Below are 25,494 nucleotides of genomic sequence, written 5' to 3'. Positions count from 1 at the left end.
CCAGACTCCCGGCCCCTCATGAACAAGCCAGCCGGCAAGCTCGACCTCGCGCCGCGTCCCGATGAAGGAGAATCAAAAAAATGCGCCTCTGCCTGGGAATGCCCCTCCTCTTGCTGCCTCTGGCCTGCACGCCACTCTCCAACGGGGAGGAGTCGGGGCCGGCCACGAAAACCACGGTTCCGGAATGGATCTCGTTGGAGAACGGCCTGACGGTGCTCATCCGTCCGGTTGAGGACGCCAAGGAGATCGCCCTGGTCGTGCTCTACAAGATCGGGGGCGATCACGACCCCAAAGGCCATTCGGGAATGGCCCATATGATTGAACATATCGCGGTCACCGCGGCGGCCGGCACGGGGCAGGCGCGGACGGCCGAGGAGTTCTTCGGGCGGTATCGCTCCGGTTGCAACGCGCAGACGGGAGACCGGTATACCGTCGTGGCGACCGTGTTTCCCAAGGCCGACCTCAAGGACGAGTTGCGCGAGGCGGCCGCTCGGATGGGCGATCTCCGGCTGACAAGCGCGGATCTCGACCGCGAGCGACCGCGCGTCCTCGCCGAAATCGCCAACATGTTTGGCCGGATCCCTTCCCTCAGCGTCCTCAACCACGCGCGCGAGCTCATCAGGCCAACGCCGCAAGGAGGCCGAAAGGGGGGGTTGCCCGAGCACATCGCCGCCATCACGCGGGAAGAGATCCAATTGCGTTATGAGCGGTACTATAAGCCGAGAAACGCGATTCTCGTCCTGGCCGGGGGAATCGATGCAGCCACGGCCCGCGCCGCGGTCGTCGAATCATTCGCCAAGCTCCCGCCGGGCCAGGAGATTCCTCCCCCTTCCGAACCCGATACCCCCAAATTCGGCAGCCTGCAGGAACTGGCGGCCGAGTCTCCACAGGCTCAAGCCGAAGCCTGCCTTGCCTACAGGGCCCCCGATCCGGCGAGCGATCTCTACGCCCCCTTCCTCGTGCTGGCAAGCCGACTCTGGGCCGGTTCCTCGAAGCTCGAGAGCGAGCCCGGCCGGGCGCCGATCTACTTCCCCTTGCTCGACGACCCCGCCATCCTGGGCGTCACGACCCGCCGGAATCGCGGAGAGACATCCCGCCAAACGCTCGATCGCCTGGAAGCATTCATGGCCGAGACGGTCGAACCCAAACTGGGCGGCAACGAAGGAGCTTCCGCCCAACAGGCGTTCGGTTTCTTCCTGGGAACGACCCGCCTTCCCGACCCTTTGCTCGTGACGAACCTCTACGGAGTCGCCTTCTCCCTCGCCCGGCGCGAGCAGTTAGGCATCGATCCCGCCCGACTCAATCGGGCGTTGAGCACCGTGACGGATCAAGAGCTGCGCCGCGCGGCGAAGGAATTCTTCGCGCCTGGCCGCCATGCAGAGGCATGGATCAAAACCAAAAACTGAGAACGGAAAGCACCTCACAAGACAGCCGAAGGGGGCGGAAAAACGGACTCACGGCTTTCCCGTACCGAGGAGACACGCATCCACTCTTCTTTGCAGACCGCCAGAGAAAAGAGGAAGGGCGAGTCAGTTTCCACCGGCTTTCCGCAAGTTTCTTGCGCAAAGCCGGCGATAACCACTATACTAGAGTGGGGAAGGTGACCGTCTATGCTCATCGAATTTCGTGTCGAAAACCACCGTTCGTTGCGTGACGAACAGGTCCTGACGATGGAAGCTGGCCGGGTCGGCGATGACGCGGACTCCCGGCCGCGTCATGTCACGGGCCATTCCGAAGCATTGTTGCCCGTCGCCGCTCTCTACGGAGCCAACGCCAGCGGAAAGAGTAACGTTCTCGCCGCCTTGGCCTTTATGCGTGATACGGTGCTGCTCTCCCATCGGTTTTGGTCACCCGACGAGGGGGTGCCTCGCGACCCATTTGCCTGGGGACCGAAGAAAGAAGAACCTTCGCTCTTCGAAGCGACGGTACTGATCAACGAGGTTCGTTATCAGTACGGCTTCGTGATGAACGACGAGTCCATCCTGGAAGAGTGGCTTTATGCCTGGCCCCTTGGAAAAAAACAAACCTGGTTTGAGCGAGACGGAAGCGCGTTCAAATTCGGAGAGAACTTGAAGGGCGAGAATAAACTCATTGAGGAGATTACCCGAAACAACGCCCTCTTTGTTTCAGCGGCGGTGCAGAACAAGCATATTCAACTCACTCCGATCTTCTCCTGGTTCCGATCGCTTCAACCCATCAACTTACCCACAATCACCCCACAAGTAAGCTCCTCATGGTTTTCTGGTACGGCGCTCGATCGATGGCTTGAAAAGGGTGTGGCCGAGGCTCGCCAGCCGGCATTGTTTGAGAATCCAACCTCAGACGAATCCCTCATCGAGCGATTCCGCTCGCTGTTGACAAACGCGGATGCTGGGATCATCGATTTAAAAGTCGACAAGAGCGAATCAGACGAATTCGCACGCCGTGCTCGATCTCGCCGCATCCTGCTCAAGCACCAAAGCGAGTTCGGCGACGCCTGGCTGCCCCTCGAGGAGGAATCGAAGGGGACACAAACACTCTTTCGCATCGCCATGCCTATCTTGCATGCGATCCAAGAAGGCAGCACCATCCTCGTTGATGAACTGGAAGCGAGTCTCCATCCCATGCTCGCTCAGCGGCTCGTTCGCCAGTTCAATACTCCCGAAACAAACCCACGCAATGCGCAACTTATTTTTACAACCCATGACATCAACTTATTGGGGACGACCTTACACGAGCCCGCGTTGAGACGCGACCAAGTATGGCTTACGGAGAAAAACGATGAAGGAGCAACCGAGCTCTACCCGTTGACCGACTACAAACCCCGAAAAGCCGAGAATCTTGAGCGAGGCTACCTTCAGGGCCGTTACGGCGCCATCCCCTTCCTTGGTGATTTCACGATTGCCGGGAAATAAGAAAGATGCAAACCCCACGCCGTGACCGAGATCGCAGACCCGGTCGTCGATCGCCATTTCGCCAGCCTAAACCAATCATACTCATCGTCTGCGAAGGTGAAAAAACCGAGCCTCAATACTTCAAAGGGTTTGCGGACAACCACCGCAACTCGAGAGTCGAAATCAAGGTGGCCACTGAGCATGGAGTTCCCAAGACTCTGGTAGAACTTGCGAAGAAATACAAAAAAGAGGCAGAGAAAGCCGCCCAACACGGGAAAGACGAGAATCTCGCTTATGACTCCGTTTGGTGTGTGTTCGACGTAGACGACCACCCCCATATCCCCGATGCCCGACAAATGGCGAACGACAATGACATAAAGCTGGCCATATCAAATCCCTGCTTCGAATTATGGCTAATTTTACATTTCAGAGAAAGTCCAGGAATGCAGCATCGAAAGAAACTCCTCTCAATGCTACGAATCCATATCGAAAACTATGATAAAAATACTAAATATACAAACTATGCGACTGGATATCCTCAGGCAACAGCACGGGCCAAGAAGTTGGATATCATGGCAGCGCAAGCGAGTGACGCCGGACGTAATCCAACGACCGGCGTCTACGAGCTCACGGAAATGATTCGAGAGGAATAGCTGACCCCAAAGTGCGGCCAGGATCTATTGAAAACTCCCAGGCCATTTTATTCAGCCAGATCAGCCGGCCGAGGCGATCCTCTGGACGACCGCGACGATCCGAGGGAGCGCCGTCTCGATCTCGGCTTCGGTGGTGGCGGCCCCCAGGCTGAAGCGGACCGAGGAGCGGAGGCGGTCGTCAGGGACGCGCATGGCCACCAGGGTCGGCGAGGGGCGGGTCGAGCCACTGGCGCAGGCGGAGCCGAGCGAGGCGGCGATGCCGGCCAGGTCGAGTTGCATGAGGAGGGCGTCGCCGTCGAGGCCGGGGAAGCCGAGGTTCAAGGTTTGCGGCAGGCGCTGGGAGTCGTCGCGCGGGCCGTTGCGAATGGCCCGTTCAGGGCCCAAGGCGGTGGTCAGGCCCGACTCGAGGCGATCGCGGAGCGCCCGCCAACGGGCCTGGCGGGCCTCGGATTCCGCCTGCCAGCATTCGAGCGCCTTGGCCAAACCAACGGCCAAGGGGACGGCCACCGTCCCCGGCCGACGCCCCTGCTGCTGGCCGCCGCCGAAAAGGCGTGAGCCGAGTTTGATCCCTTGGCGGACCAGGAGCAGACCGACCCCGACCGGCCCGTGAAACTTGTGGGCGCTGGCGGCCAGGGTGGCGACTCCCAAGGCATGGAAGTCGACCGGGATCCGGCCGACGGCCTGCACGGCGTCGGTGTGGACCGGAATGCCGCGCGACTCGGCCAGCGCCGCCAGGCAGTCGACCGGCTGGATTGCGCCGGTCTCATTGTTGGCGAGCATCAAGGTCGCCAACCGCGTCTCGGCGCGGAAGGGGGCCGCCATCAGCGCGGAGTCGGCCAGGCCCTCGGCGTTCACGGCCGGGCGATCGACGGCGAATCCAGCCGCTTCGAGGCGGGCGATTGGTTCGGCGATGGCCGGATGCTCGATCGGGCTGGAGACGACGTGGCCCGGATCCCCCTCAGCGCCGGCGAGGCCGAAGATCGCCAAGTTGTTCGCCTCGGTCCCCCCCGACGTGAAAATCACCTCGCCCGGGTCGGCCCCCAGAATCCGGGCGACCGACTCCTTGGCCTCCTCCCAACCGCGTCTTGCAGCGCGGCCGAAGGCGTGCCGACTCTCGGGGTTGCCCGCCGACTGCCAGTACGGCCGCATCGCCTCGAGAACCTCCGGGGCGATGGCCGTCGTCGCGTTGTGGTCGAGATAGATCGGGTGCAGCATCACTCACCCGGGCGTTCAAGCCGCCAGATCCCAAAACAAAACAAAGGAAAAGCCGAGGGAAACCCATCAGCCCACGCAGCGGAGCGTCAACACCAGGCCAACGATGAACAAAGGGATGCCGATCAGGTAGAGCGGCCCGGCCCAGAGCGCAACCCCCACCACCATCAAGACGAACCCAAACGCCAACCCTGTCAGTCGGCCCAGGGTCTCGACAACCCAGACCACCAGCCGAAAGGGAAACGTTACGACCGACCAAATCGCTCCAAACACACTCTCCAACATGGGTTTCAACCTAACACACCGGAACTCCCGAGGGAACCTTGATCTCGCAGAAGGCGACAGGAGGATGGCAAAACGCTCCTTTTAGGTTGAGCCTTCGGCGGAGAGAAGGTTGGGAGTCGCTGCGGTCTTGTCTTCGTCTGGGTGGCTGAGGTCCATACGCGGACCCCAGCCACCGGATCGCCTGTCCTGTAATCCCCTTCAACGAAGAGTGCTCTATTACTTCTTGTCTTTCGGCACATTCTCGGGCGGCGGCTGAATCGCCACGTTGTCCTTGGCCCCTGGGATCGTGGGCATGCTGGCCGGTTCGGGGAAGGCCGACTCAGGGATATCCTTCAAATCCTTCTTCCGATCCTTCTGCGCCAGGATCGAATAGCGCTTGTCCCCCTTCGAGCCGATCTCGTACCGGCCCCAGTAGGCCTGGGTGCTCGGGTTGTAGTAATAGATGTAGTTTGTCTGCGACGGGTAGTAGATGCAGTAGTGGTAGTCGTACGTCGTCTGGGTCGGGACCGTCTGGTAGTAATAGTTTACATAGTAGTAACTATTTGCCTGGCTGTAATTCCAGGTCGTATCGTAGTACTGACGAAGGCCCTGGGCGAATGTGATGGCCGGGACAATGGCGATTGCCATCGCAAGAGCCAGGCCGAGCCCGAGTCCTCGTCTCAAAATCTTCATCGACTTCATCGCATTCTCCTTCGGGTTTGGGATCCACAATTCACGGGAGGGAGCAGGTTTCCACCACGGATGACACGGGAACAGTCCATCCAGAATTTCAAATATTTAAGCTTCCCGTGTTTCTCCGTGGTTCAGTTTCTGTGCGTCAGGGCTTCCCACCGGGCAGGTCTTTCGGGTCGTCGTCCTTGTTGTAGCGAACGCTCACCGAGGCGCGGAGCCGACCGACGTCGCGCACCACTTCGACGAGCTTGAAGTCCACCGGCGGCCCTTTGCCGGTGGCGTCGCCGCTGCGTCCCCCTTTCTTGCCCGGTGCTTCGTCGTCGGGAGGCAGCGCGTCCTTGGCCCAGGCGGCGGCAAAGGATGCGGTGATCGTGCCGACGGTCGTAGAGCTGGGCAACGCCTCGGCCACCGCGCTCTTGGCGTACTCGGTCACCTGAAACGCGTCCGACACCTGATTCGTCCGGTGCCAGCCCGGAACCACCAGCGACTGCTTGCTCGGCACGATGTAGTGGGTGTAACTCTTGTTATCGCTGAAGGCAAAGATGTTCAGGCCATCGATCGTCACGGTCACGGCCGCGTCGTAGGGGGAGTCGTTGATCAGCTTGATAGCGTAGAGCTCGCTCCGGCGGATCTTCAGGAAGGCGAGCCCGTCGTCGTCCTTCGACGCTGCGCGGGGCCGATAACCCTCGGCCGACTTGACCTGGACCTCGATTGCATAGGGGCTGTCGGTGGCAGCCGAGAGCCGGGTGCTGGCCAGGTGGACCTCGGGCTTGTCGAGCGCATCGGCCAAGGCGTCGTTGCGTTCCTTGTCGGTACCGTCGGCCGGCATCGCCACGGTCACGCCGGTCAACGAGGCGATCGTCGTGATGTTGAAGATCGCCCTCGGCTCGAGCGTCATGACCTCGTCACCGGTATGGTCGACGACGTGGGCCTTGATCTGGACCGCGAGCAGCTTGGTGTCCTTATCGTCGACGTCCTGGTAGCGGCCGTTGACCTCGAGTTCGGCCCGCCGCTTGACGGTGACGCCAAGCGACTTCAGTTCGTCGGCCAGGCACTTGGCGATCGCAGGCCCCGCACTTGCGGCCAGCTTCGCCGGCGCGGTGAAGTCTCCGACGGCGATCGTCTCAAGACCCTTCTGATCCAGCAGCAACTTAATCTTTTTCGCCATCTCGGCCAGTTCTTTGTTCAAGTCGCTGGCTGCATATGCGGGCGTCGATATGAACGTGGACACGGCCAGGAGAAACGCAAGAAAAAGAATGGGAGTCTTTATGAAACGAAGGGTGGGGTATCGGAGCATCTCCTACCTCGAAGAGTGGGATGTTGAAGCGGTCTGTCTGTGACACAGCCTTTCAGGCGAAATCAAATAATCAAATATTGCAGGCGGGTCGCCCGCGGTCCCAGGTCTTGCAGGCGGGGCGGAAACCGCACCGCACCAAGCCAAGTCAGCCAGATCACCGCGAGAGTCTTTCAAGATCAGTAGGCTCGGAACGGGCTCCCCATGCCGAGTTCATGGGCGGCCTCCTGGAAGGTCGAGATGGCCCGCCCCTCGAGCGAGTCCCAATCCGTCCGCTTGATTGCGGCCCCCGAGAGGAGCGGCGAAAGGCCAAGCTGGCGCAACTTCTTGTTGGCGCGAATCATGGCGACCATCTCCTTGGGATCGCTCACGCCAAACTCGGCGGCCACATCCTCGGGGCCAAGGTCCTTGAGATAGGTGCGGGCGATCGCTCCGACCGACTCGGGGAAGTCGCGGATCGGCTTCTCTCGATCTTCCCCCTGCATGAGGAAGGACCCGGTCGCCTCCTCGAGGGCCTTGAGATAACGCGCCTGGTCCTTGGTGATGAGCCGATCCATCACGGCTTTCTCGGGGTAGAGCATTTCGACCTTCTCCCCGGCCTCGCCAGCGACGGCCAAGCCCTCGCGGATCGTGTCCTTGAACGGAACGATCCCCAACTGGTGGCAGGCCATGCAGGAAAGGCCCGGAACGATGGCTGAGGTGCCGGCCGTCTTGAGCGCATCGCCCACGACCTCGATCGGGCCGGCGTCGATCCGTTGGTCCTTGCCATCGACCAGCACGTACCCTTGCAAGCCGTTGGGGAGGTTGAAGACGATCTCTCCGCCGGCATGCTCGAACGCCTGGCGTGGAAACGGGTTGCCTTCGAAGACCGGCCCGAGCGGGTAGCGGAACAGGTTGCCGGTCCCCTCGTTCTTCTTGAAGTCGTAGCTCTTCCAATAAGCGCCGTAGCTCGCCGGATGCCGGTCGACCAGCCGGTTCTGGCTGGAGACTCCGCTGGTGGCGAAGCCGGCCCGCGCCAGCTTATTGCGGAGGAAGTCAGCGCAAGGATCAACGGCGAGCTTCTTTTCCAAAGCTTGAAGATTTTCGGGGATCTCGAGTAGTGCATGATAGAGCGGCGGTCGCGAGGCGTTGGCCACGAACCAGTCGGCCCGGACGTAGGGCATGGAGGTTTGCGCCAGCGTGTAGACCTCCTTGGCCGCCTCGCGAGTGGCCTGGTCCTGCACTTTGTCATGCTTCAAGCCATAAGGGTAGTGGCTGAGCATCTCGTTCCAGCGGTCTTGTTCGTCCCAGCCGACGTCGCGGAGGTCGAGTGCGAAGACGGTCTGCTCGCGGTCGATCGGCTTCGGCACGGCGATGTCGGTCTTCCAGCTCAGGCTGTTGACCAGCTTCGCGACGGCGGCCCTGGCCAACCTGAGGTCGTCGTCGCTGATCGACTTGTTGTTGTACAGGTTGTGGATCGTGAAGAAGCGGAGGAAGGCCCGATCGGTCTCGCGCAACGGGCGAAGGTAGTCGCGAACGGCGACAACCACGTCGTGCTCCCCCTTCAGCGGCCGGTCGACCGGATTGGCCGCCGGGAACAAGGCGCCCGCCGCGATCCAGCGACCGATCAGGGCCCGGTCCGCCTCGGTGGGTTTGGGGCCCGAGGGGGGCATGTCTTTCTCGACCCCGACGCGGTCCCACATCGCCGATTCGGCGGGCTTGCCCGGGACCACGTAGGGTTGCTCCTCCTCGCCCCGTTTGGCGACCAGGATGTCGTGGTCGAGCACGTTGTATCCAGGGACCTCGAATCGGACGCCGTGGCAACGATAGCAATACTTCTTGAGAAGGCCGTGCGCCTTGACGGCCAGGTCCCCCTCGGGTTCGGGGGTCCGAGGGGTGACCAGCAGGGACGCAAGCTGGGGGGTCTCCCGGTCGGGGCGGTCCGGCAACGCGGAGGCAGGCGGTGAGGCAGGGGGAGGCCGGCGATCGACCTGGGATTCCGTCGTGTCGGTCGTGGGGGGGGACTCACCCTGGACCACCGGCGGCTGGGCCTGCTCGGGCTTGGACGTGTCGCGAGCGCGCACCGGCGGAGGAGTCACGGGCGGGGGATCCGTTGACACGGCGGGAAGCGCCGCGTCCACCACCGGGACCGGCCGAGCGCTGGCGTCGGCCGATTGTGGAGCGACCGGAGGGGCAGGGACTTTATCCGAGCGAAGCATCGGCATGAGTGCAAAGGCACCACCGGCGAGCGCCGCCGCGACCCCGCCCCCGATCAGGCGGTTCCTCCAGCGGCGAGAAGGAGCGGGCGGCGCAACATCGGTTCGTTGCGTTGTCCCCTGCGCCTCGTACAACGACTGGGTCTGTGAATCGGGCAGGGGGGGGTGTTGCGAACTGATCGCGAGATGAGTCTCCGAAGTCGTCTCGAGCCGGCCTGGGGACACGGTCATGGGAAGAGGGCCTGCGGCTCCGTACGACGGCGGCGATCCTTCGCGCAGAGAGGCGGCCTGAAGCGCCCGCACAAAGGCCCGGCAGTTCGGCCAGCGGTCGTCCGGCTCTTTCGCCAGGGAGCGAGTGACCACGTTCTGCTCCGGTTCGGGCAGGCCGGACAAGTCGGCGAGCTGATGCAGGTGCGCATAGAGAATCTGGTTGATCGAGTCGCCTCGAAAGGGGAGCCGGCCGGTCCGGAGATGGCAGTAGGTCATGGCCAGCGAGTACTGGTCGGTCTGCTGGCACATCCGGCCGTCGAGCACTTCGGGCGCGACGTAGTGCGGCGACATATTCCCCGTATGGTCGCCGGCGCGTCCCTCGAGGATCTTGGCCACGCCGAAGTCCGCCAGCCGGGTCGATCCGCCGACGAGAAAGATGTTGTGCGGCTTGATGTCGCGATGCTGCACACCGACCTTGCGACCGTCGCCCGCCTCGTGCCGCGGCTCGTTGAGGTAGTCGACCGCACTCGCCATCTCGTCCATATAACCGATGAGCTCGTCATACGGCAGGCCGGGCAGACCCTGGTCTCGGCACTCGCGCAGACGATCCCAGAGGCTCTTCTCACAGAGCGGCATGGCGATCACTAAATAGTCCTCCACGCGGGCGGCGAACTGGATATCAAGCAGGTGGGGATGGCGAATGTTGCTGACGATTTCCAGCGCCCGTTCCTCGGGCCCGGCTTCCTGAGGGTTCACACGAACGAACTTCATGGCGACCCGGACGCCGCCGGGGGCCACGGCTTCCCAGACCTCACCGAACCCTCCCCGACCCAGCAAGCGGGCAAGAGAGTAGCCGGGAACGGGGATCACGCCAGGGGCGAGGCTCAGGGGCATGGCGATCTCCGACAACACATCGGCACTTCTCCGTCTTCCAACCTAAAAACGAGTGACGAGATGACAACATGAGCAGCATCCCCATTTACGGGGGAGACGCGAGGGCGGTCATCGTCCCGTCTTTGTTGGCCACATAGTTGTTCCCATGGTAGGTAAGCACGGCCCCCGGGGCTGCGTTCGCGTGCTCGGCCGGGATCTGATACCGTTCGCCCGGAATCGGACCGGTAGAGGGCCGCTGAGTCTCAGCGCCGGTCTGTCTCGGCTCGGGGCCAACGTACGCGGTCATCGTCCCGTCATTGCCCAGCAGGTAGCGATATCGCCCCTTCGTGATGACCGTGCCAGGTGCCTGGTTGGCATATTCGGCCGGGATCTGATAAGGCTGGCCGGGAATCGGCCCGGCCGAGGTCATCGTCCCATCACTGCCGAGCTGGTAACGATAGCGGCCCCAGGTGATCACCGTACCGGGCGCGTTGTTGGCATACTGGCTCGGGATCTGATAGGGCCGACCGGGAATCGGGGCCCCCAGGGTCTGCTGATACTGTGGCGGATCGCCAAACGCGTTGGACAGGCCCCCGTTGTCGAGGCGATTGATTCCGCCGATGCCAGACAACCCGCCGTTCTGAAAGCCCCCCATTGAGGAACCTCCGAGCGGAGCCGGCCCGGTGGGAGCCATCGACGACGGCTGGCCCGTGGTATTGCGCAAGCCGTTCCCGCCCGACGCCCCCGCCCCCCCGCGACGCTGCTGAGCGTGGGCGGGAAGGACGCTGAAAGCCCAGACAGACAGGACCGCCAACAGCATGAGAATCCGAATCATCCGACTCGTTTTCATCTTGAGGACCCCCGCAAACGGATCCAGATGGCACCGGGGTCTCGAAGACGAGGCCCCAGCCACCTAGAACACCAAAGCTCCCACTCCATGAGAGCGCCTTTCCCAAGGGATCAGCGCCCGGATCGTCCCTCCTTTATTGGGGGGACTTGAACGCGGTCATCGTCCCGTCGTCGTTGGCCACATAGCTATTCCCGCCATAGGTGATCAGTGAGCCCGGCGCCGTATTCGAGTGCTCCGCCGGGATCTGATACCGCTTGCCCAGGACTGGGCCGGCGGGCTTTTCCTCAACCTCGATGCCGCTAAACAGGTCGTCCGCGCTGGACATCTTCATCGCGGTCATCGTCCCATCGGTGTTGGCGATATAGCTGTTCCCGCCGTAGCTGACCTCCGTGCCGGGTGCGGTGCCGGCGTGCTCGGCCGGAATCTGATAACGCTTGCCCGGAACCGGGCCGGTCGCCGTACGTTCAAGGGCCGAGTCATTCGCGCCGCCGGATTCGGTGAACGCGGTCATCGTCCCGTCGTTGTTGGCAATGTAGCGGTTCCCGCCGTAGGTGACCTGCGCGCCGGGGGTGGTGCCGGCGTACTGGGCCGGAATCTGATAGCGCTGGCCCGGAGTCGGGCCATTGGAGCTCGGCTGGGAATTCGGGCTGGTGCTCGCCTGGGCCGGCCCCGTGTACGCCGTCATCGTCCCGTCGCTGCCAAGCTGGTAGCGAGACTGACCCCAGTTGATCACGCTACCGGCCGCGTAGCTGGAATATTGCGACGGGATCTGATAAGCCTGCCCGGGATTCGGGCCGCCGGAGACCTGCGGCTGGTACTGGGGCTGCTGATAGGCTTGATTCTGATACGGCTGGGGCTGGGGCTGCTGGTACTGGGGTTGATACTGCGGCTGATACTGCGGTTGCTGGCCGAACGCGTCGGACAGGCCCCCGTTGTTGAGGCTATTGGCCCGGCTCATCCCCCCCAGGTTGGACGGATTGACAAAACCCCTCCCAGGTTGATTTTGCAGGCCGCCCAGCGAAGAGCCGCCCAGGTTATACGACGGAGACTGGGGCCTCTGCCCCTGGAGGCCTCCCAAGTTCGAGCCGCCCAACGGGGGTTGCTGCCTCGGGGGGTAGGTCCCCTGCTGCTGCTGAATTCCTTGATTGATGCCTCTGAGGATTTGCCCCGCGATGTTCGCGGCATCGTTCCCCCCGGACCGTCCTCCATAACCTCCACGTCCTTGGGCGTGGGCGGGAGTAGCGGTGTATGCCCAAACGGGCAGAGCCGCGAAGAGCGCGAGGGTCCGAAACATCGAACGCGTTTTCATTGCGATGGCTCCCGCATGAGGATTCAAGGTGAAGCGAGAGGCAAACGCCTCGTCGCCATCAGATACGGCACCGGCAAAGTGTTGTGTCGCAGCCCTTTTTTTGACGCAAAGGCAAGAAGCCGGATCGTCAGACCGCGCCCTCGTCCGAGAGCGACGGGCCAAGGGACAGGTGCGCCGCCAACACATCACCCCCTGGAAGGCCGGATCTCGAGGGGGAAGAGAATCGTGGCCACTCGAAAGGGCCGGCGCGGTGTGTCATGGCCTGCCTCCCGGCGCGGAACCGCTCGAGGGACCCTCGGGCTTGAGGAACTGGTAGATCGCGAAGTTCGGAATGGTAGAGGGCTTGTGCGTCGTCGGATGCTGCTGCCCGCGCGTGAATTTCTGCACGCGGTTGTCGATCCAGAAATCAAGCTCCGTGATCGTCAGCTTGCCGTCTCGATCGAGGTCGCTGGCAGGATCTTGCAGCGTGTCGAGGATCGCCTTGGAGAACGCGCCGTTTTGAAGCTTGGGATACTCGAGGCTCTCCTCGCGCGGGGTCGACGACGCGAACAGGATCGCCCCCACTTCGTCCGAGACGAGCTCGCGGAGCGGGTCGTCCACCAGCTTGGCCCCCAGACCGCCGCTGTGGCAGGTATCGACGAAGATGAGCACCTTGCACGGCAGCTTGGCGACCTGTCGAATGAACTCGCTGGACGGGATGCCGGTGGCCAGAAGTCGGTCCGGGTCAATCTCGTGCGTCCCCAGGTAATAGTCCCCCGAGGCGTCGCGCATGCCGTGCGACGACATGAACAAGATCGCAACATCCTCAGGCTTCGCCGCCTGGGCGAGCCGCTGGAGGCCGTCGCGAATCTGGGACGCGGACGCTTGAACATCGATCAACGAGCGTGCGTCGACCCCGGAGTAGAAAACGTCCTTTTGCGGCTCCCAGGCAGCGGCGAAGTCGGTCGCATCCTTGTGGGCGAACCGCAGGTTCAGGTCCTTCAAAACATATTGCGAGATCCCGACGGCGAAGACGTAGACCTTCGGCTTGGGCGATTCCGCGCCACCGCTCCGCTCCACAGCGACGGCCACCGGCTGGCTGGTCGACTCCTTGTTCATCGCCAGGACCGAGACTTCACTCCGACCGCGCGGGACGTCAACCTCCTGGGTCACGGTCCTTCGCTCGGGCGTGTCGTCGGGGCCGTTGACGACTTCGCCCCCCTGGGCAGGACGCCCATCGACGAGGATCCTGACCTCGGTGATCGGCAGGCCGTTCTGCGACCGGACCTCGGCCCGGACCGTGACCCGACCGCCGCGAACCCGAGCGCCGGTGTCGGGCTCGATCAGCCGGACGATCGGCGGCTCGATTTTCTTGAGGTCGTCGACCTTGCGCAGGTCGAGCATCTCGACCGGTCGCGGCCGCGCGGCGTTGGCAGCAGCGACCGCCTTCGAGACGTCGCCAAGCTCGAGCACGCGATCGATGATGTCAGGGCGGTAGAACCGCTTGCGGAACTGGCGGGCGAGATAGAACTTGGCCGCCCGCGCGCGGCCGTCGTTGACGTGCCACCCGATCAGCCGGTCCCCCCCGGGCGAGGCGTCGTAGTACCCTTGCGGCGTCCAGGCCACCCATTCGCCGGCATGGTCGATGAAGAGGCTGACCAACGGTTCGATGAAGTCGCTCGAGGCGATCAGCGTCACCTTCGCCCGGTACGGCTTCCCCCCCCGCGACATCTCGAAATCAACAGCTTCCCCCACCTTGAACGGCCAGCGATCGTTGATATAACGATCGACCAAGGTCGGCATATCGAGCCCGCCCATCCGGGAGAGCAGATCGCCGTACCGGATCCCGGCGCGCTCCGCGAAGCCGCCGGGGAGGACGTACGTGACGATTCCCCCAGCCGAGTAGTCGAAGTCGGGGCCGGCATAGATCTTGAGGTTGGCGAGACTCCAGACCCGCAACGTGCGGTCGATCGACGAGGAGGCGAGAAAGCGGCCGTCGGGCGACACGGCAGCGGCCGTCACGGGCGCGGAGTGACCGACGAACTCGCGCCGGCCGATCATGCCGCGCAGATCCATGCACATCATCGCATTGTCGTCTCGACCGACAATCACGGCCTCGTCCAGGCCCAACTGGCTTGACTTGGCGAACGTGGCGCACATCGCCATCACGCCGGGGGGAAACGTGTACCGGCTGACCCGTCGCCCCTGGCGGCGGTACGAGAGAGCGTTCACGTTCCACTCGGCGGCAATCTCGGGGGCAAGCTCGCGATTCCCCTCGCGAAGAATGGCGGTTTGCGGGTTCCCCGTGATCTCGTCGCGGATCCGCCGCTTATCGAGGTCGAAGGTCTGCTCCAGGTCGGCGTAGTCGTTAAACTTCCAGCGCGTTCCGGCATGCGGCTTCGTGCCAAAGGCGAGCCCTTGTCCGTTCGGGGCCCAGCCGACGGAGTAGATCCGCCGGCCGGAGCCGCTGAAAAGCGATTTTCGCTTCCCCGTCGCCACCTCCCAGAGATGGATCTCGCCGAAGTGGTCGCCGCTGGCGACCCAGGCCCCATCGCTGCTGAGCGCGAGCGACGGCACGCCGTAGCCATGCCCCTCGTAGAGCTGAACCAGACGGCCGTCAACGTCGGACCAGAGACCGACGAAGTAGCAGGGGCGCCCCGCCTTCGTTCCGCTCCCCGAGCGGAGGTCGTGCCCCACGTCAAGGTCAAGGTAGCGCGCGTCCTCGAGCCCCGCATAGGGGAGTTTCACCTGGCGCATTCCCCGATCCATCGCCATCAAGCGACCGAGGGTCTTCTGCACCAAGGCCGGCGCGCCGAGCTCAGCCTTTTCCGCCGGAAGCAACTTCGCGAATTCCTTGGCGTGCAGCGCAGACCAGGCTTTCACCCCGCCGCGATCGAACGCGATCAGGACCGGGATATCGGTCAGGAAGCCAAGGTAGCTGGGCAGCCCTTGAACCGTGGCACGACCGCGCACTTTGCGTGTCGGCCAGTCCCAAATCAGAACCTCGTCGTCAGCGCCGACCGAAGCGAGAAAACGGCCGTCACGCGAGAAAGCCAGGCGGACCACCCCGCCGCGATCGTGCCCGGGAAGGAGTTGGGCGATCTGCTCGAAGTCGGCGACGTCGTAGACCCGGATCGCCCCCTCGGTCGTATTCGACTGGACGCCGACCAGGAGTTCCCGACCGGACGGCGAGAATGCGACAGCCGCACATTCGCCCTCGGCGCCGATCCCGTCGTAGCCGCGCAGCGTGGCCTGGATCTGCCCCGTCTCAAGGTGAAAGATCCGGACAGTCTTGTCGTTGCCCGCCGCCGCAAGAAGCTGCCGATCGGGGCTGAAGGCGAGGCTGTTGACCCGGCTCGTGAACCCCTGGGCATCCAGCACAAGCTTGGGCTCGGCCAGCTTCTCACCCGGCGGTTCCGCACGGCCCGGAACCGCCCCGCCCAACAACAACAGCAAGGCCACGGCCAGGATTCGCCGGATCCCCAAGAGGGGCCTTACCGGATCGCGGGGCAAAGCTCCGCGCAAGGCGAGCCCGCAAGGGTCCCACCGCTCCCATACGGCGCTGGCCCCTGCCACTCGTTCCCCATTCATTACAATGCTTCTCATCGCCGGCCACCATCTTCGCCGTTGAGCCCGGACTCAACGCCGAGCCCAAAACCCCGCCCGCTTCGTCTGGTTATTCTTCCACCCAAATACCACGAACAGACCTGATCGACCGAGTTATCGCCTCCTCGAACCACCGAAAAGACACGCCAATGGCGCGAGGTGAAATCGATATCTCCTCGACATTCTCTCGGCAAGAGACCGCCTATGCTCTCATCAAAACCATAGGTCAGCGCAGGCCGGGCAGGAGAATTGGCCAAGGGAAGGGCGGGACACTCATCGCACAATAAAATTATTGCGGAATCGGTCCATGTTGAGATTGCCAGCAGACCTTAGCATGTCGGAAAAACGATCGTCAAGAACGTCGATTCGCCACATCCCTAATAGGATGACACGTTGCGTCGGGAAAGCAACGGGGCGGAGCGGATAGGCCCCGCAACCTTCTCGATTCACCCCCTGATTCCGATCCATCAAACGGACCAGTTATTCGCTTTCTTTAGCAGAACGAGAGCGGCGCGGTGTCTGCGTTCTCGCTCTCTCCTGGCCCGAGGACGCCCCTTGGGAGACCGATGCGAGGCGCTGGCGCATTCTCTCACCGGCGGCGGGGCCGGGGATCAGCGTGTAGTCGGTTTCGGTGATCGGACGGCCGCTCTTCCGATCGACGAGCACCGGGTCGGCAACCGCGCCGGTGCTCGTCTCGGCGAGAAGGACGCTGGCCCCCTCCGGGGCGAAGTGCTTGTTTCCCCAGGCCATCAGCGCCAGGAGGACCGGCCGCAGATCCCGGCCGCGGTCGGTCAGCACGTACTCATCGCGCGGGGGTCGTTCGCTATAGCGGCGACGCTGCAAAAGCCCAGCGTCCACCAGGGCATTCAGCCGGCGGGTCAGCATATTCGGCGCAATGCCCAAGCTCTTTTGAAACGCGTCGAAGCGAGTCAAGCCATGCAGGGCGTCGCGAATGATCAGGATGCTCCACCACTCGCCCACCCGTTCCAGGCTCCGGGCGATCGGGCACTCCACATGGTCGAAACTCTTGCGTTGCATAGCCAAATCTCTCATTCGCTGCGCGGCCCGTCACCGAGGTATCCTTGACTCGTTCTAACCAGGCTACTATCATCATGCAAGTGACCAGCGACGGTCCGGGGAATCGGCTCAGCGAGCGAGGTGAACCGATGCAGAGCGGCGGAGACGATCGGCTTTATCTCGATGATCTTCACACAGGACAACGTTTCACAAGTGGATTTCATGAGGTAAACGAGGCACAAATCAAGGCGTTTGCCAGCCAGTTCGATCCCCAGCCCTTCCACCTCGACAACGAGGCCGCTCAAGATTCCTTTTTCGGGGGCCTCGTGGCGAGTGGCTGGCACACGGCCGCGATCACCATGCGGTTGCTCGTCGGCGGGGCTGCGCCCATCGCCGGGGGCGTCATCGGGGCAGGCGGAGAGATCCAATGGCCCAGGCCGACGCGGCCGGGGGACACGCTCCGGGTCGTGAGCGAGGTCCTCGAGGTGAAGCCATCGCGGTCGCGGCCCGATCGCGGCATCGTCACACTTCGAAGCGAGACTCGCAATCAGGAGGATCAGGTCGTGCAGATCCTGACCGCCAAACTTGTGGTCCCGCGTCGGCCGGCGACAGCCCATTAAACGACACCCAGCAATTTTTGCCAATTTAAGCAAATCCAACACATACATTTTCGGCTTTAGGCGTTTGCCCATTCGAAAAAAGCTGTAAAGGAACTCGCTCCTCAGGAAGACGTCACGTTGCATAACGCTTCCGACCCTCATTTTACAAAGGAAATCTCGGCATGAGTGACGGTAGAAGAGGGGCAGGGGCTCGCCGCGTGGTGATTACCGGGCTCGGCACGGTGAACCCGCTCGGTGCTCGGGTCGAGGAGTTCTGGGATTCTCTCTGCGCAGGGCGAAGCGGGATCGGACCAATCGAGCAGTTTGATGTGAGCGCCTTCCCGGTCCGGTTCGGTGGCGAGGTCAAGGGGTTCGACCCGTCGAGGTTGCCCGACCCTCGGGCCGCCCGGCGAATGGATCGGTTCACCCAGTTCGCCCTCCATGCAGCGCTCGAGGCAGTGCAAGACTGCGGACTCGACCTGGCAATGGGCGACCCCTACCGGCGCGGGGTCATCCTGGGATGCAGCATCGGCGGGCTCAACGAATTCGAGGATGGGCACGGAACGTACTTACGGGCCGGGCCACGACGGATCAGCCCATTCGTCATTCCCAAGATGATGCCGAACGCCGCGCCGGCGACGGTCGCCATCCAGTTCGGGTTGATGGGTCCGAGCGGTGCCGTGGCCTCTGCCTGCGCCTCGGCCGCCGACGCAATTGGCGACGCCTTCCGAGCGGTGCAGCGGGGTGAGGCCGATGTGATGCTCACCGGTGGCTCGGACGCGACGATCACTACCATGGGCCTGGGCGGGTTCGCCGCCGCCCGCTCGCTCTCGACCCGTAACGATTGCCCGCAAGCGGCGAGTCGGCCGTTTGACCGTGACCGCGATGGCTTCGTCCTCAGTGAAGGGGCCGGCATCCTGGTCCTCGAAGAGTTCGAGCACGCACGCCAGCGTGGGGCGAGGATCTACGCGGAACTGGCCGGCTTCGGTCGCACGAACGACGCCTACGGGATCGCCGCCCCCCATCCCGATGGCCGAGGTGCCGCCCGCGCCATCCGGAACGCGCTGGAGGACGCCGCACTCCGGCCCGACGAGATCGACTACGTGAACGCCCACGCCACGAGCACGACCCTCGGCGACCAGGTCGAGACGCGGGCGATCAAGCAGGAGTTCGGCGCGCACGCCTACCGGCTGGCCATCAGCAGCACCAAGGGCATGACCGGCCACCTCTGTGGCGCGAGCGGGGCCATCGAACTGATCGCCTCGGCCCTGGCAACCTTGCGCGGTGTGGTCCCCCCCACCATCAATTATGAGACCCCCGACCCGGCCTGCGACCTTGACTATGTCCCCAACGTCGCGCGAGAGATGCGAGTGAAGCGAGCCATGTCGACCAGCTTCGGCTTTGGTGGACACAACTCCTGCCTCATCGTGAGCAGCCTGGCCTGACGGAATCCTCGGCCGCCGCCCCTCCTTAATATCCTTTTCCTTCCGGGACCACAGTTGGGGTTGCGGTATTGGGAGGACTCGGGTCAAATGCCCCGAACTTTTCGTGCTGGGGGGGATTTGCTAGAGGAAGGCAGCCCCCTTTTTGGGATGGGGTTGGGAACGATCGCGGGGGCTCGTTTTTTTCCGCCTTCGAGCGATCGCGACCGACCAGACCGGGATTTTCATCTTCAGAAGGCAAATCCAAAGGGGCAGGGAGGCCGCTCTCTTGCGCAAGGCGATCTTCGCTGTCATGCTCGTGGGGGCCTCGTTCGCGGGAGGGGCCGTGGTCAACGGACCCGGCCTCCGCTGGGCCCAGACGATGATCCTCAGCCACCTGAACGGCGGCGACGACAACGACAACGACGAGCATGATGAGGCAGCCGACAGCCCGGCCACCCCGAAGAGCACGGTCGGCCAGGAGCCGCTCGCTCCCATTCCCTCCGACCCCATCGCCCCGGCCAGGGCCGTCGTCACCGCTCCTGCTTCGCCGGAGAAAGACACGGCCAAGCCGGATCCGTCCCGGCCAGAACCGGCGGCAGCAGCCATTGCGGATGCCGCCGCAATCTCGGCCGACCAACGGCCTCAGCCAGCGGCCCCAACTCTCCCCAAGTCAGACCAAGACCGACGGCTCGGGGCCGAAACCCCGGAGTTCACTGCGGCACCGGCGGAATTGAAATCCTCCAACGATCCCGAGATCGCCCTCACGAACGTTCCGTCCCCGCTGCCTGAAAGCCACTCGACGCCCCTGGAGCCGCTCGACCCGTTGCCCCCCTTGGACTTGACCGCTCCCAACGCGACCGACAAGGCGAAAGGCCAAGAGCCCGGCTGGGGCGATGCCCCCGGCTCGGCCCCCGCGGCCGCGGTCCCCCCTCGGTCGTTCGGAGTTGCTGACGCCATCTCCCCGCCCAAGCCCCTAACGGCCCCCGCACCCGCCCCGGACAAAGCGAAGAACGCCAGCGCCCTCGCAGTCGCAGCGCCTCGGCCACCGTCCGACTGGGCCGAGATCCGCCGCAGGATGGCCGCGCTGGGGGTCTCCCGTTACGGAATCGAAGGGGAGCCGAACGGCAAAGTCCGGTTCCACTGCGTCATCCCGCTGGCCGGCCGCCGCGCGGTCGCCCAGCAGTTCGAGGCCGAGGGGGACGACGAGTTGCAAGCAGCCGAGGTCGCCCTCCGCCGGGTCGCCCTGTGGCGAGCCACCGAAAACCCGGGGCCGTGACGGCCTGGAGACATGACATGACACGAGCCAATCCATCCCGACACGAAGCAACGCCCAACGAAAGCCCTTGGCCTCCCGACCGGCCTCGGTCTGGCTTTGCCTCTTTTTTCTCCCTTTGAGCTCGTTCTCGTTCTGTTATCCAGCGCGTGATCGCCCTATAATCTAAGCGAAGTGAATCCAACGAACTGTCTCTCCCTCGCGGCGACTCCCGAGAAAGGCCCACCCCAATGGCCGTCGAACCGCCGGCCAAGATGCTCTTGATTGTGACCGGGAGCACGCTCCGGGCCGAAGATGTTGATCGCCCCTTGGCCTACTACCTCAAACAGCGGATCGACAGTTGGTCCGATGACCCGAAGTCGTCCTCGCCCCTCGCGTTCCGGGTTCGCGTGGTCGCCGACTTCCGCTGGATCCACGACGAGCCGCTCCAGGTCCTCCCGACGATCTCGATCGGTGGGCCTGGTGTGAACGCATTGTCCCACCGCTGGCTCGAAGAGGTGCCGGTTTCCCTGGCCGTCGACGAGCAGTACTACATCCAGATGGACCCCGACCTCGACGAGCCTCGAGCCAGCATCTGGGGCATGGACAACACCACCACCCAGATCGCCATCTCCGTCTTCATCGAACGCTTCCTGCCGCGCTTCCTCGAACACTGCGCCAAGGGCACCTCCAACCTGCTCGACCTCGACGACAACGACTGAGCGGAAACCAACAAAGCGATCTCCGAAAGTTTCGTTGGTCGCGTGGGCCGGGCTCACCCGGTCTTTGCTACCACGGTCGCGGCGTGCCGTGTCCACCCGACACGGAAACGTCAATGGATTCGTGCTTGGCGCATCACCATGTCACAAACGTCTCCAAAGTTGAGACTCCGACTCCCCCAAAAATGGATGCCCCATCGCTTAAATCAGTGGAGAGAAGAACATAGCGACTTGCCAGACTCAGCCTCGAATCCTATCAATTAATAAAGAGAGTCTTTAAGCCGGCGCGATCGCACGCCCGGCATAGCCCGACGCTCTCTACCACGACGTTGCGGCAAGCCTTGAAGGTCGACGGATCGATCCGCGAGGCCCGCGACGATCTCGAGCCACTCGTCCGGGTGGCTGGCGTGCTCCCTCCCATCCCATGGAAGGACGAATGCCATGGCTCCGCTTCCGCCGACCCCCAATTCTCACCGCCACCGACCCAGCACTTCATACCGATCCACCTGGCCCTCGGCTTTGTTGACCACAATCGCCATGGTCGCCACCTCGTGCCTCAGCGCCAGGGCGGTTGGCCATGAATCCGAACCCGTCCCCCTCGTGATCGTGGAACGTTCGATCATCCAGGATCAAGGAGGGTGGCAAGTCGACTACCGGCTGCGCCACGAAGGACCGACCGAGATCAACGCGGCCCCGGCCGAGATCCAGGCCAAGGTCGAGGGCTGGGTGTCGAACTCGCGGATCGCCAACCACGCTGTGCCGAGGATGTCTTCACTCTCGGTCTCGGGCCAGGCAGGATGGTCAGGCAGTGGTGACGTGATCACGTCAGCCGACGAAAATCAACGCTGCCGCGAACGGCTCGTCTTGCAGATCTGGGCGGGCAACGAGCCGGACAGTCCCCTGTTCACGGCCGCAAAACCGTCGGCGGAATCCTCCGAGCGTCCCTTGAGCATCGCCCCCGGCGCGGTCATCCGCGTCCGGCTCCGGCTCGAGCACCTGCATTCGCTCTACGGCGACTACGACCCGCTGCTCAGCCAGCGCACGGTCGAGCTTCACCTGGGGTCGGCGGTCCTCCGCGACCTCGTACCGATGGAGCGCGAGCAGTACCTCGCCCTGCCGAAGTCGACCTGGCCCTCCCCCCCCGAAGACCGGCTCGACACCCGCCACTTCATCTCCGCCCCTGACAGCCTGCACCTGGAGGCGCACGTCACCGGCAACGAAGCCTACAAATTCGCCGATCGCCCGGTCCGCTACGGCACCAAGATGCGGCTCAAGTACTGGTACCTGATCGCTTCCGGCACCGAAGGCGGCTGCCGCGTCCGCATCACCCAGTACAAAGAGACGTCCACCTTCAAAATCCTCTACGAAGCCGCTCAGGAAGAACGCCTGACCAAGGTCGGCCGCTGGACCAAAGTCGAGCGGACCTTCCAGACCGACCGCGAAGCCACCTCCCTCGCCCTCGAATTCCGGATCAACGACCCCAACGACACCCGAATCGGCGAAGTCTGGATCGACGACGTCAGCCTCGAACCGGTCCTCGCAAGCCCGGCCGGCCCATAGACACACAGCCGGCCCGGCGGTATTGCAACAGCCGGGCCGGCCCGCAACTCCTTCCAATCACCTTGCCTTAAAAAAATTTCTTGACGCAAGGGGGACCGCTCGTTACTGTCGGTCTTCGTTGCCATTGAAACTCAGTGTCAACACGCTTTACTAACGAGTTTTCCGATTCGATTTGGAATAAGTCGACGTTATTCCAGGGAGATATCCCTGCATGACGATCGGCCTGCCGCTCCTCCCTACAACTTGAGGGACTTGAAGTCCCTGAGCAGAGAGTGACCCGCGTTGTCGGTATCGTCTGGTCGATCGATTTTCTCTGACGCGAACACGTGGCTCTGGTCCGGCCTCTGTCCGACGTTCGTGAAATGTACCCGGCGGCAGCGACGCGGAGGTCTGCTCAAAACACCGAGGACCCGTCGATCATGGCCATAGCCGATCCCGAGGCCAGTTCCCATTCCAAGACTCAGGCCGCCGCAAGGGCACGAGCGCGAACCCGCTTCAACCAGTCGATGAAGTTGGTGCGCCGGGCCCACCTCTACGCGGGCCTGTTCATGACCCCCTGGGTCTTTCTGTATGGCATCACAGCCATGCTGTTCAATCACCCGCTGGTGTTCTCCGACATCGAGCAAAAGCAACGTTCGATCACACCGGCCGACCTGGCCGGGACACCGCTGGCAACGTTCCCCACGCCCCAGGTGCTGGCCAGCCAGGTGGTTGAAGCGATCAACGCTACGGGGGGCTCGGATAAGGCGTCTCGCTATCGCCTGGTGAATCCAGACGAGGCCTCCTTCGCCCGTGAGTACCTCACCTCGGTCCCGGGGGGGGAGACGGACCATCTCGTTCGCCTCGACCTGGCGAGTGGGGTTGGCACGGTCCGCACCACTCCGAGCCGCAAGGAAGCGGAGCGGGAAGCCCAGCCGCCGTTCGCCCGCCGGCCCGTCAAACTCGAATCGGCGCCGATGGAAGCGGTTACAAAGTCCGTGAGCATGCTCCTGACCCGGTTCGGGCTCCCGCAAGTCCCGCCGGCGGCGAACCGGACGGGCGCGGGCAACTCGCAGGAGAAAGAGGGAGAACGGCGAGGCGGACCACGAGAAGAAGGGCGGCCGAGCACCGAACAACGCCCGGAAACCGGCGGCGGCCGAAGAGGCGAGGGGGGGTCGTCCCCCCGGCCGACCCCGGACGCCTCGGAGCCCAACGAACCGACCTCGAACCGCCGCGCGGGGGGCCGCCCCGATCGTGATCGCGATCGAGGCGGGGAAGGGACTCGCAAGGGGGAAATCCAGGAGACCGCCGCAACGCCGACGCCCAACGGCCCAGCAGGGGGCGGGGGCCGAGCGGGACGCGGTGGTGCTGGCGGTGGGCGAGGCGCCGCGCCGGCGGCTCCCGACCTGAATTTCCTGATGGAAGGCGAAGGGCAAGTCTGGCGGGTCGGATTCAACATGCAAACCGGGACGCTCACCGGACGCCCGGAAGATGCGCCACGGGCCGGTGAATCGCTCTCCAACCGCCGGTTCCTGCTGCGACTGCACACGGCCCACGGATACCCCTCGCAGGTGAACGCCCGGTGGATCTGGGCCGTGGCGGTCGACGTCATGTTCGTCTGCATGGTCGGCTGGGGAATCACCGGCCTGCTGATGTGGTGGCAGATGAAGAATGTGCGACGAATCGGCGCCGTCCTCCTCGTCCTCAGCGCCATCGTGTCCGTGGCGGTCGCCATCGGCATGCACAGCATGATGGTGGCCGGTTCCTGAGCCTTTGAGCCGCCCCTCAATCAAACACACCTTGGCCGTTGCGCTCACCGTCTTGCCCGGTGAGCGTCCGGCCCCCCACGCCCGTTCTGTTTTCGGAACTCTCTCCCCGGTCAACGACTTCTTTAAAGCAAAGGAAAAAGTCCCATGCCTTCCCCCCGCAGACGTGGCTTCACGTTAATCGAGCTTCTCGTGGTCATCGCGATCATCGCGCTTCTTATCGCCCTGCTTCTGCCGGCCGTGCAGGCGGCCCGCGAAGCGGCCCGCCGCGCCCAGTGCGTCAACAATATCAAGCAAATTGCACTAGCCATGCACAACTATCACGATACAAACGGCTGTTTTCCTTTTGCCTTGATCCAGGCGAACGACAAGTATTCTTGCTACACCGGGATCTTGCCCTTCCTGGAGCAGGCCCCGCTATTCGCCGCTTATAACACGAACGTGGGCCCACGGGATGCGGCCAACACCACGTCCTCGAGCACCAAGATCCAGACATACCTCTGCCCCTCGATGACGCTGCCGTACGCAAAGCCCGACGTCGCGAACAATGACTATCTGGCCCCCACGAGCTATGCCACCTCCAACGGCGACGTCTACGCCAACCTCTATAGCGGGCGACACCTCTATGGAGAGCCCAAAGGGGTCATCATCGGCGCCTCGACGACGAACAGCGGAGACTCCGCCCCCCTGACCACGGTCCCTTGCCCGCCAATCAACGTGGGCTCGATCAAAGACGGCTCCTCGAACACGGTCTTCATCGGCGAGCAAGACTACGCCTTGAAGAACGATTTCTTCGGTTCCACCACCACCCGAGCCGGGCAACTCCGGGGCGGGCAGGGCGTCTGGGCCCACGGCTACCCGCGCGGACTTAACTTCTCCACCTGGGGCAAGTTCAACCTCCACACGGTCAACGATGATGTCACGAGTGAAGAAAACGGCATCTATTCGTTCCGCAGCCAGCATCCCGGCGGGGTCAACTTCGCCTTCTCGGACGGGTCGATCCGATTCCTCAAAGAATCCGTCGCCAAGTCCATCTACCGCGCCCTCTCGACCCGGGCCGGCGGCGAAGTCGTCTCGGCCGATAGCTACTGATTCACGAGCGCGCTCCTGACTCCCTTGCCGGATGCCGCGGGTTGAACTCGACCCGCGGCATCCTCTTTCCCACAT

Annotated in this window: 19 protein-coding genes; 10 read left to right on the top strand and 9 right to left on the bottom strand. The window is 63.4% G+C overall.

All coding sequences use genetic code 11. The features are described 5' to 3' along the window. The first annotated feature begins 80 nt into the window (after positions 1-80). From SINAC_RS01245 to SINAC_RS01235, 3 genes are all read left to right on the top strand, one after another. Positions 81-1,406 carry a M16 family metallopeptidase gene (locus SINAC_RS01245; protein WP_015243884.1) on the top strand — a complete coding sequence of 442 codons (1,326 nt, stop codon included), beginning with the start codon at positions 81-83 and terminating at the stop codon, positions 1,404-1,406. A gap of 204 nt (positions 1,407-1,610) precedes the next feature. After that, positions 1,611-2,894 (top strand): AAA family ATPase, encoded by a 1,284-nt coding sequence (locus SINAC_RS01240; protein WP_015243883.1) that lies wholly within the window; start codon positions 1,611-1,613, stop codon positions 2,892-2,894. 5 nt (positions 2,895-2,899) lie between these two features. Continuing rightward, the gene (locus tag SINAC_RS01235; protein ID WP_015243882.1) at positions 2,900-3,526 is read left to right on the top strand and encodes an RloB family protein; all 627 of its coding nucleotides are present in this window, start codon (positions 2,900-2,902) and stop codon (positions 3,524-3,526) included. Positions 3,527-3,586: 60 nt separating this feature from the next. Here SINAC_RS01235 and SINAC_RS01230 read toward each other — a convergent pair whose 3' ends face one another. From SINAC_RS01230 to SINAC_RS01175, 9 genes are all read right to left on the bottom strand, one after another. Further along, entirely contained in the window at positions 3,587-4,741 is a 1,155-nt protein-coding gene (locus tag SINAC_RS01230; protein WP_015243881.1) for a cysteine desulfurase family protein, read from the bottom strand. A gap of 66 nt (positions 4,742-4,807) precedes the next feature. Then, positions 4,808-5,023, bottom strand: coding sequence for a hypothetical protein (locus SINAC_RS01225; RefSeq protein WP_015243880.1), 216 nt, complete (start codon positions 5,021-5,023; stop codon positions 4,808-4,810). Between the two features lie 216 nt (positions 5,024-5,239). Beyond that, positions 5,240-5,704 carry a hypothetical protein gene (locus SINAC_RS01220; RefSeq protein ID WP_015243879.1) on the bottom strand — a complete coding sequence of 155 codons (465 nt, stop codon included), beginning with the start codon at positions 5,702-5,704 and terminating at the stop codon, positions 5,240-5,242. Between the two features lie 136 nt (positions 5,705-5,840). Next, positions 5,841-6,863 (bottom strand): hypothetical protein, encoded by a 1,023-nt coding sequence (locus tag SINAC_RS01215; protein WP_237722809.1) that lies wholly within the window; start codon positions 6,861-6,863, stop codon positions 5,841-5,843. Between the two features lie 305 nt (positions 6,864-7,168). After that, positions 7,169-10,288: a protein kinase domain-containing protein gene (locus SINAC_RS37805; RefSeq protein WP_015243877.1), complete on the bottom strand. Its 3,120-nt coding sequence runs from the start codon at positions 10,286-10,288 to the stop codon at positions 7,169-7,171. Between the two features lie 85 nt (positions 10,289-10,373). After that, a complete protein-coding gene (locus SINAC_RS01190) occupies positions 10,374-11,102 on the bottom strand; it encodes a hypothetical protein (protein ID WP_020467051.1) in 729 nt (242 codons plus the stop codon). A gap of 148 nt (positions 11,103-11,250) precedes the next feature. Beyond that, positions 11,251-12,426, bottom strand: coding sequence for a hypothetical protein (locus SINAC_RS01185; RefSeq protein WP_015243875.1), 1,176 nt, complete (start codon positions 12,424-12,426; stop codon positions 11,251-11,253). Between the two features lie 255 nt (positions 12,427-12,681). Next, positions 12,682-15,996 carry a caspase family protein gene (locus SINAC_RS01180; protein ID WP_015243874.1) on the bottom strand — a complete coding sequence of 1,105 codons (3,315 nt, stop codon included), beginning with the start codon at positions 15,994-15,996 and terminating at the stop codon, positions 12,682-12,684. A 495-nt stretch (positions 15,997-16,491) separates the two neighbouring features. Then, positions 16,492-17,049 (bottom strand): winged helix-turn-helix transcriptional regulator, encoded by a 558-nt coding sequence (locus tag SINAC_RS01175; protein ID WP_015243873.1) that lies wholly within the window; start codon positions 17,047-17,049, stop codon positions 16,492-16,494. Between the two features lie 128 nt (positions 17,050-17,177). Between SINAC_RS01175 and SINAC_RS01170 the strand changes: the two genes are divergently transcribed. The 7 genes from SINAC_RS01170 to SINAC_RS01130 all read left to right on the top strand — a co-directional run bounded on the left by SINAC_RS01170 (position 17,178) and on the right by SINAC_RS01130 (position 25,419). Continuing rightward, positions 17,178-17,648 carry a MaoC family dehydratase gene (locus SINAC_RS01170; RefSeq protein WP_015243872.1) on the top strand — a complete coding sequence of 157 codons (471 nt, stop codon included), beginning with the start codon at positions 17,178-17,180 and terminating at the stop codon, positions 17,646-17,648. Between the two features lie 161 nt (positions 17,649-17,809). Further along, positions 17,810-19,072 (top strand): beta-ketoacyl-ACP synthase II, encoded by a 1,263-nt coding sequence (fabF, locus tag SINAC_RS01165; protein ID WP_015243871.1) that lies wholly within the window; start codon positions 17,810-17,812, stop codon positions 19,070-19,072. A 265-nt stretch (positions 19,073-19,337) separates the two neighbouring features. After that, a complete protein-coding gene (locus SINAC_RS01160; RefSeq protein ID WP_015243870.1) occupies positions 19,338-20,327 on the top strand; it encodes a hypothetical protein in 990 nt (329 codons plus the stop codon). Between the two features lie 227 nt (positions 20,328-20,554). Beyond that, positions 20,555-21,025: a hypothetical protein gene (locus tag SINAC_RS01155; protein WP_015243869.1), complete on the top strand. Its 471-nt coding sequence runs from the start codon at positions 20,555-20,557 to the stop codon at positions 21,023-21,025. Positions 21,026-21,463: 438 nt separating this feature from the next. Next, the gene (locus SINAC_RS01145; RefSeq protein ID WP_015243868.1) at positions 21,464-22,582 is read left to right on the top strand and encodes a hypothetical protein; all 1,119 of its coding nucleotides are present in this window, start codon (positions 21,464-21,466) and stop codon (positions 22,580-22,582) included. A 419-nt stretch (positions 22,583-23,001) separates the two neighbouring features. Next, entirely contained in the window at positions 23,002-24,330 is a 1,329-nt protein-coding gene (locus tag SINAC_RS37800; RefSeq protein WP_015243867.1) for a hypothetical protein, read from the top strand. 144 nt (positions 24,331-24,474) lie between these two features. Then, positions 24,475-25,419, top strand: coding sequence for a DUF1559 family PulG-like putative transporter (locus SINAC_RS01130; RefSeq protein WP_015243866.1), 945 nt, complete (start codon positions 24,475-24,477; stop codon positions 25,417-25,419). The last annotated feature ends 75 nt before the right edge of the window (positions 25,420-25,494 follow it).

The sequence above is a fragment of the Singulisphaera acidiphila DSM 18658 genome (genome assembly GCF_000242455.2).
Classification (GTDB): domain Bacteria; phylum Planctomycetota; class Planctomycetia; order Isosphaerales; family Isosphaeraceae; genus Singulisphaera; species Singulisphaera acidiphila.
Note: the sequence above shows the minus strand (reverse complement) of the source record. Positions and strands in the feature narration are given on the sequence as shown.

Coding starts and splice junctions, on each gene's coding strand:
- SINAC_RS37800 (WP_015243867.1), top strand. CDS start 23,002: ATGGCCATAGCCGATCCCGAGGCCAGTTCCCATTCCAAGACTCAGGCC.
- SINAC_RS01235 (WP_015243882.1), top strand. CDS start 2,900: ATGCAAACCCCACGCCGTGACCGAGATCGCAGACCCGGTCGTCGATCG.
- SINAC_RS01155 (WP_015243869.1), top strand. CDS start 20,555: ATGGCCGTCGAACCGCCGGCCAAGATGCTCTTGATTGTGACCGGGAGC.
- SINAC_RS01170 (WP_015243872.1), top strand. CDS start 17,178: ATGCAGAGCGGCGGAGACGATCGGCTTTATCTCGATGATCTTCACACA.
- SINAC_RS01215 (WP_237722809.1), bottom strand. CDS start 6,863: ATGGCGAAAAAGATTAAGTTGCTGCTGGATCAGAAGGGTCTTGAGACG.
- SINAC_RS37805 (WP_015243877.1), bottom strand. CDS start 10,288: ATGCCCCTGAGCCTCGCCCCTGGCGTGATCCCCGTTCCCGGCTACTCT.
- SINAC_RS01230 (WP_015243881.1), bottom strand. CDS start 4,741: ATGCTGCACCCGATCTATCTCGACCACAACGCGACGACGGCCATCGCC.
- fabF (WP_015243871.1), top strand. CDS start 17,810: ATGAGTGACGGTAGAAGAGGGGCAGGGGCTCGCCGCGTGGTGATTACC.
- SINAC_RS01180 (WP_015243874.1), bottom strand. CDS start 15,996: ATGAATGGGGAACGAGTGGCAGGGGCCAGCGCCGTATGGGAGCGGTGG.
- SINAC_RS01145 (WP_015243868.1), top strand. CDS start 21,464: ATGGCTCCGCTTCCGCCGACCCCCAATTCTCACCGCCACCGACCCAGC.
- SINAC_RS01225 (WP_015243880.1), bottom strand. CDS start 5,023: ATGTTGGAGAGTGTGTTTGGAGCGATTTGGTCGGTCGTAACGTTTCCC.
- SINAC_RS01185 (WP_015243875.1), bottom strand. CDS start 12,426: ATGAAAACGCGTTCGATGTTTCGGACCCTCGCGCTCTTCGCGGCTCTG.
- SINAC_RS01240 (WP_015243883.1), top strand. CDS start 1,611: ATGCTCATCGAATTTCGTGTCGAAAACCACCGTTCGTTGCGTGACGAA.
- SINAC_RS01220 (WP_015243879.1), bottom strand. CDS start 5,704: ATGAAGTCGATGAAGATTTTGAGACGAGGACTCGGGCTCGGCCTGGCT.
- SINAC_RS01190 (WP_020467051.1), bottom strand. CDS start 11,102: ATGATTCGGATTCTCATGCTGTTGGCGGTCCTGTCTGTCTGGGCTTTC.
- SINAC_RS01130 (WP_015243866.1), top strand. CDS start 24,475: ATGCCTTCCCCCCGCAGACGTGGCTTCACGTTAATCGAGCTTCTCGTG.
- SINAC_RS01245 (WP_015243884.1), top strand. CDS start 81: ATGCGCCTCTGCCTGGGAATGCCCCTCCTCTTGCTGCCTCTGGCCTGC.
- SINAC_RS01175 (WP_015243873.1), bottom strand. CDS start 17,049: ATGCAACGCAAGAGTTTCGACCATGTGGAGTGCCCGATCGCCCGGAGC.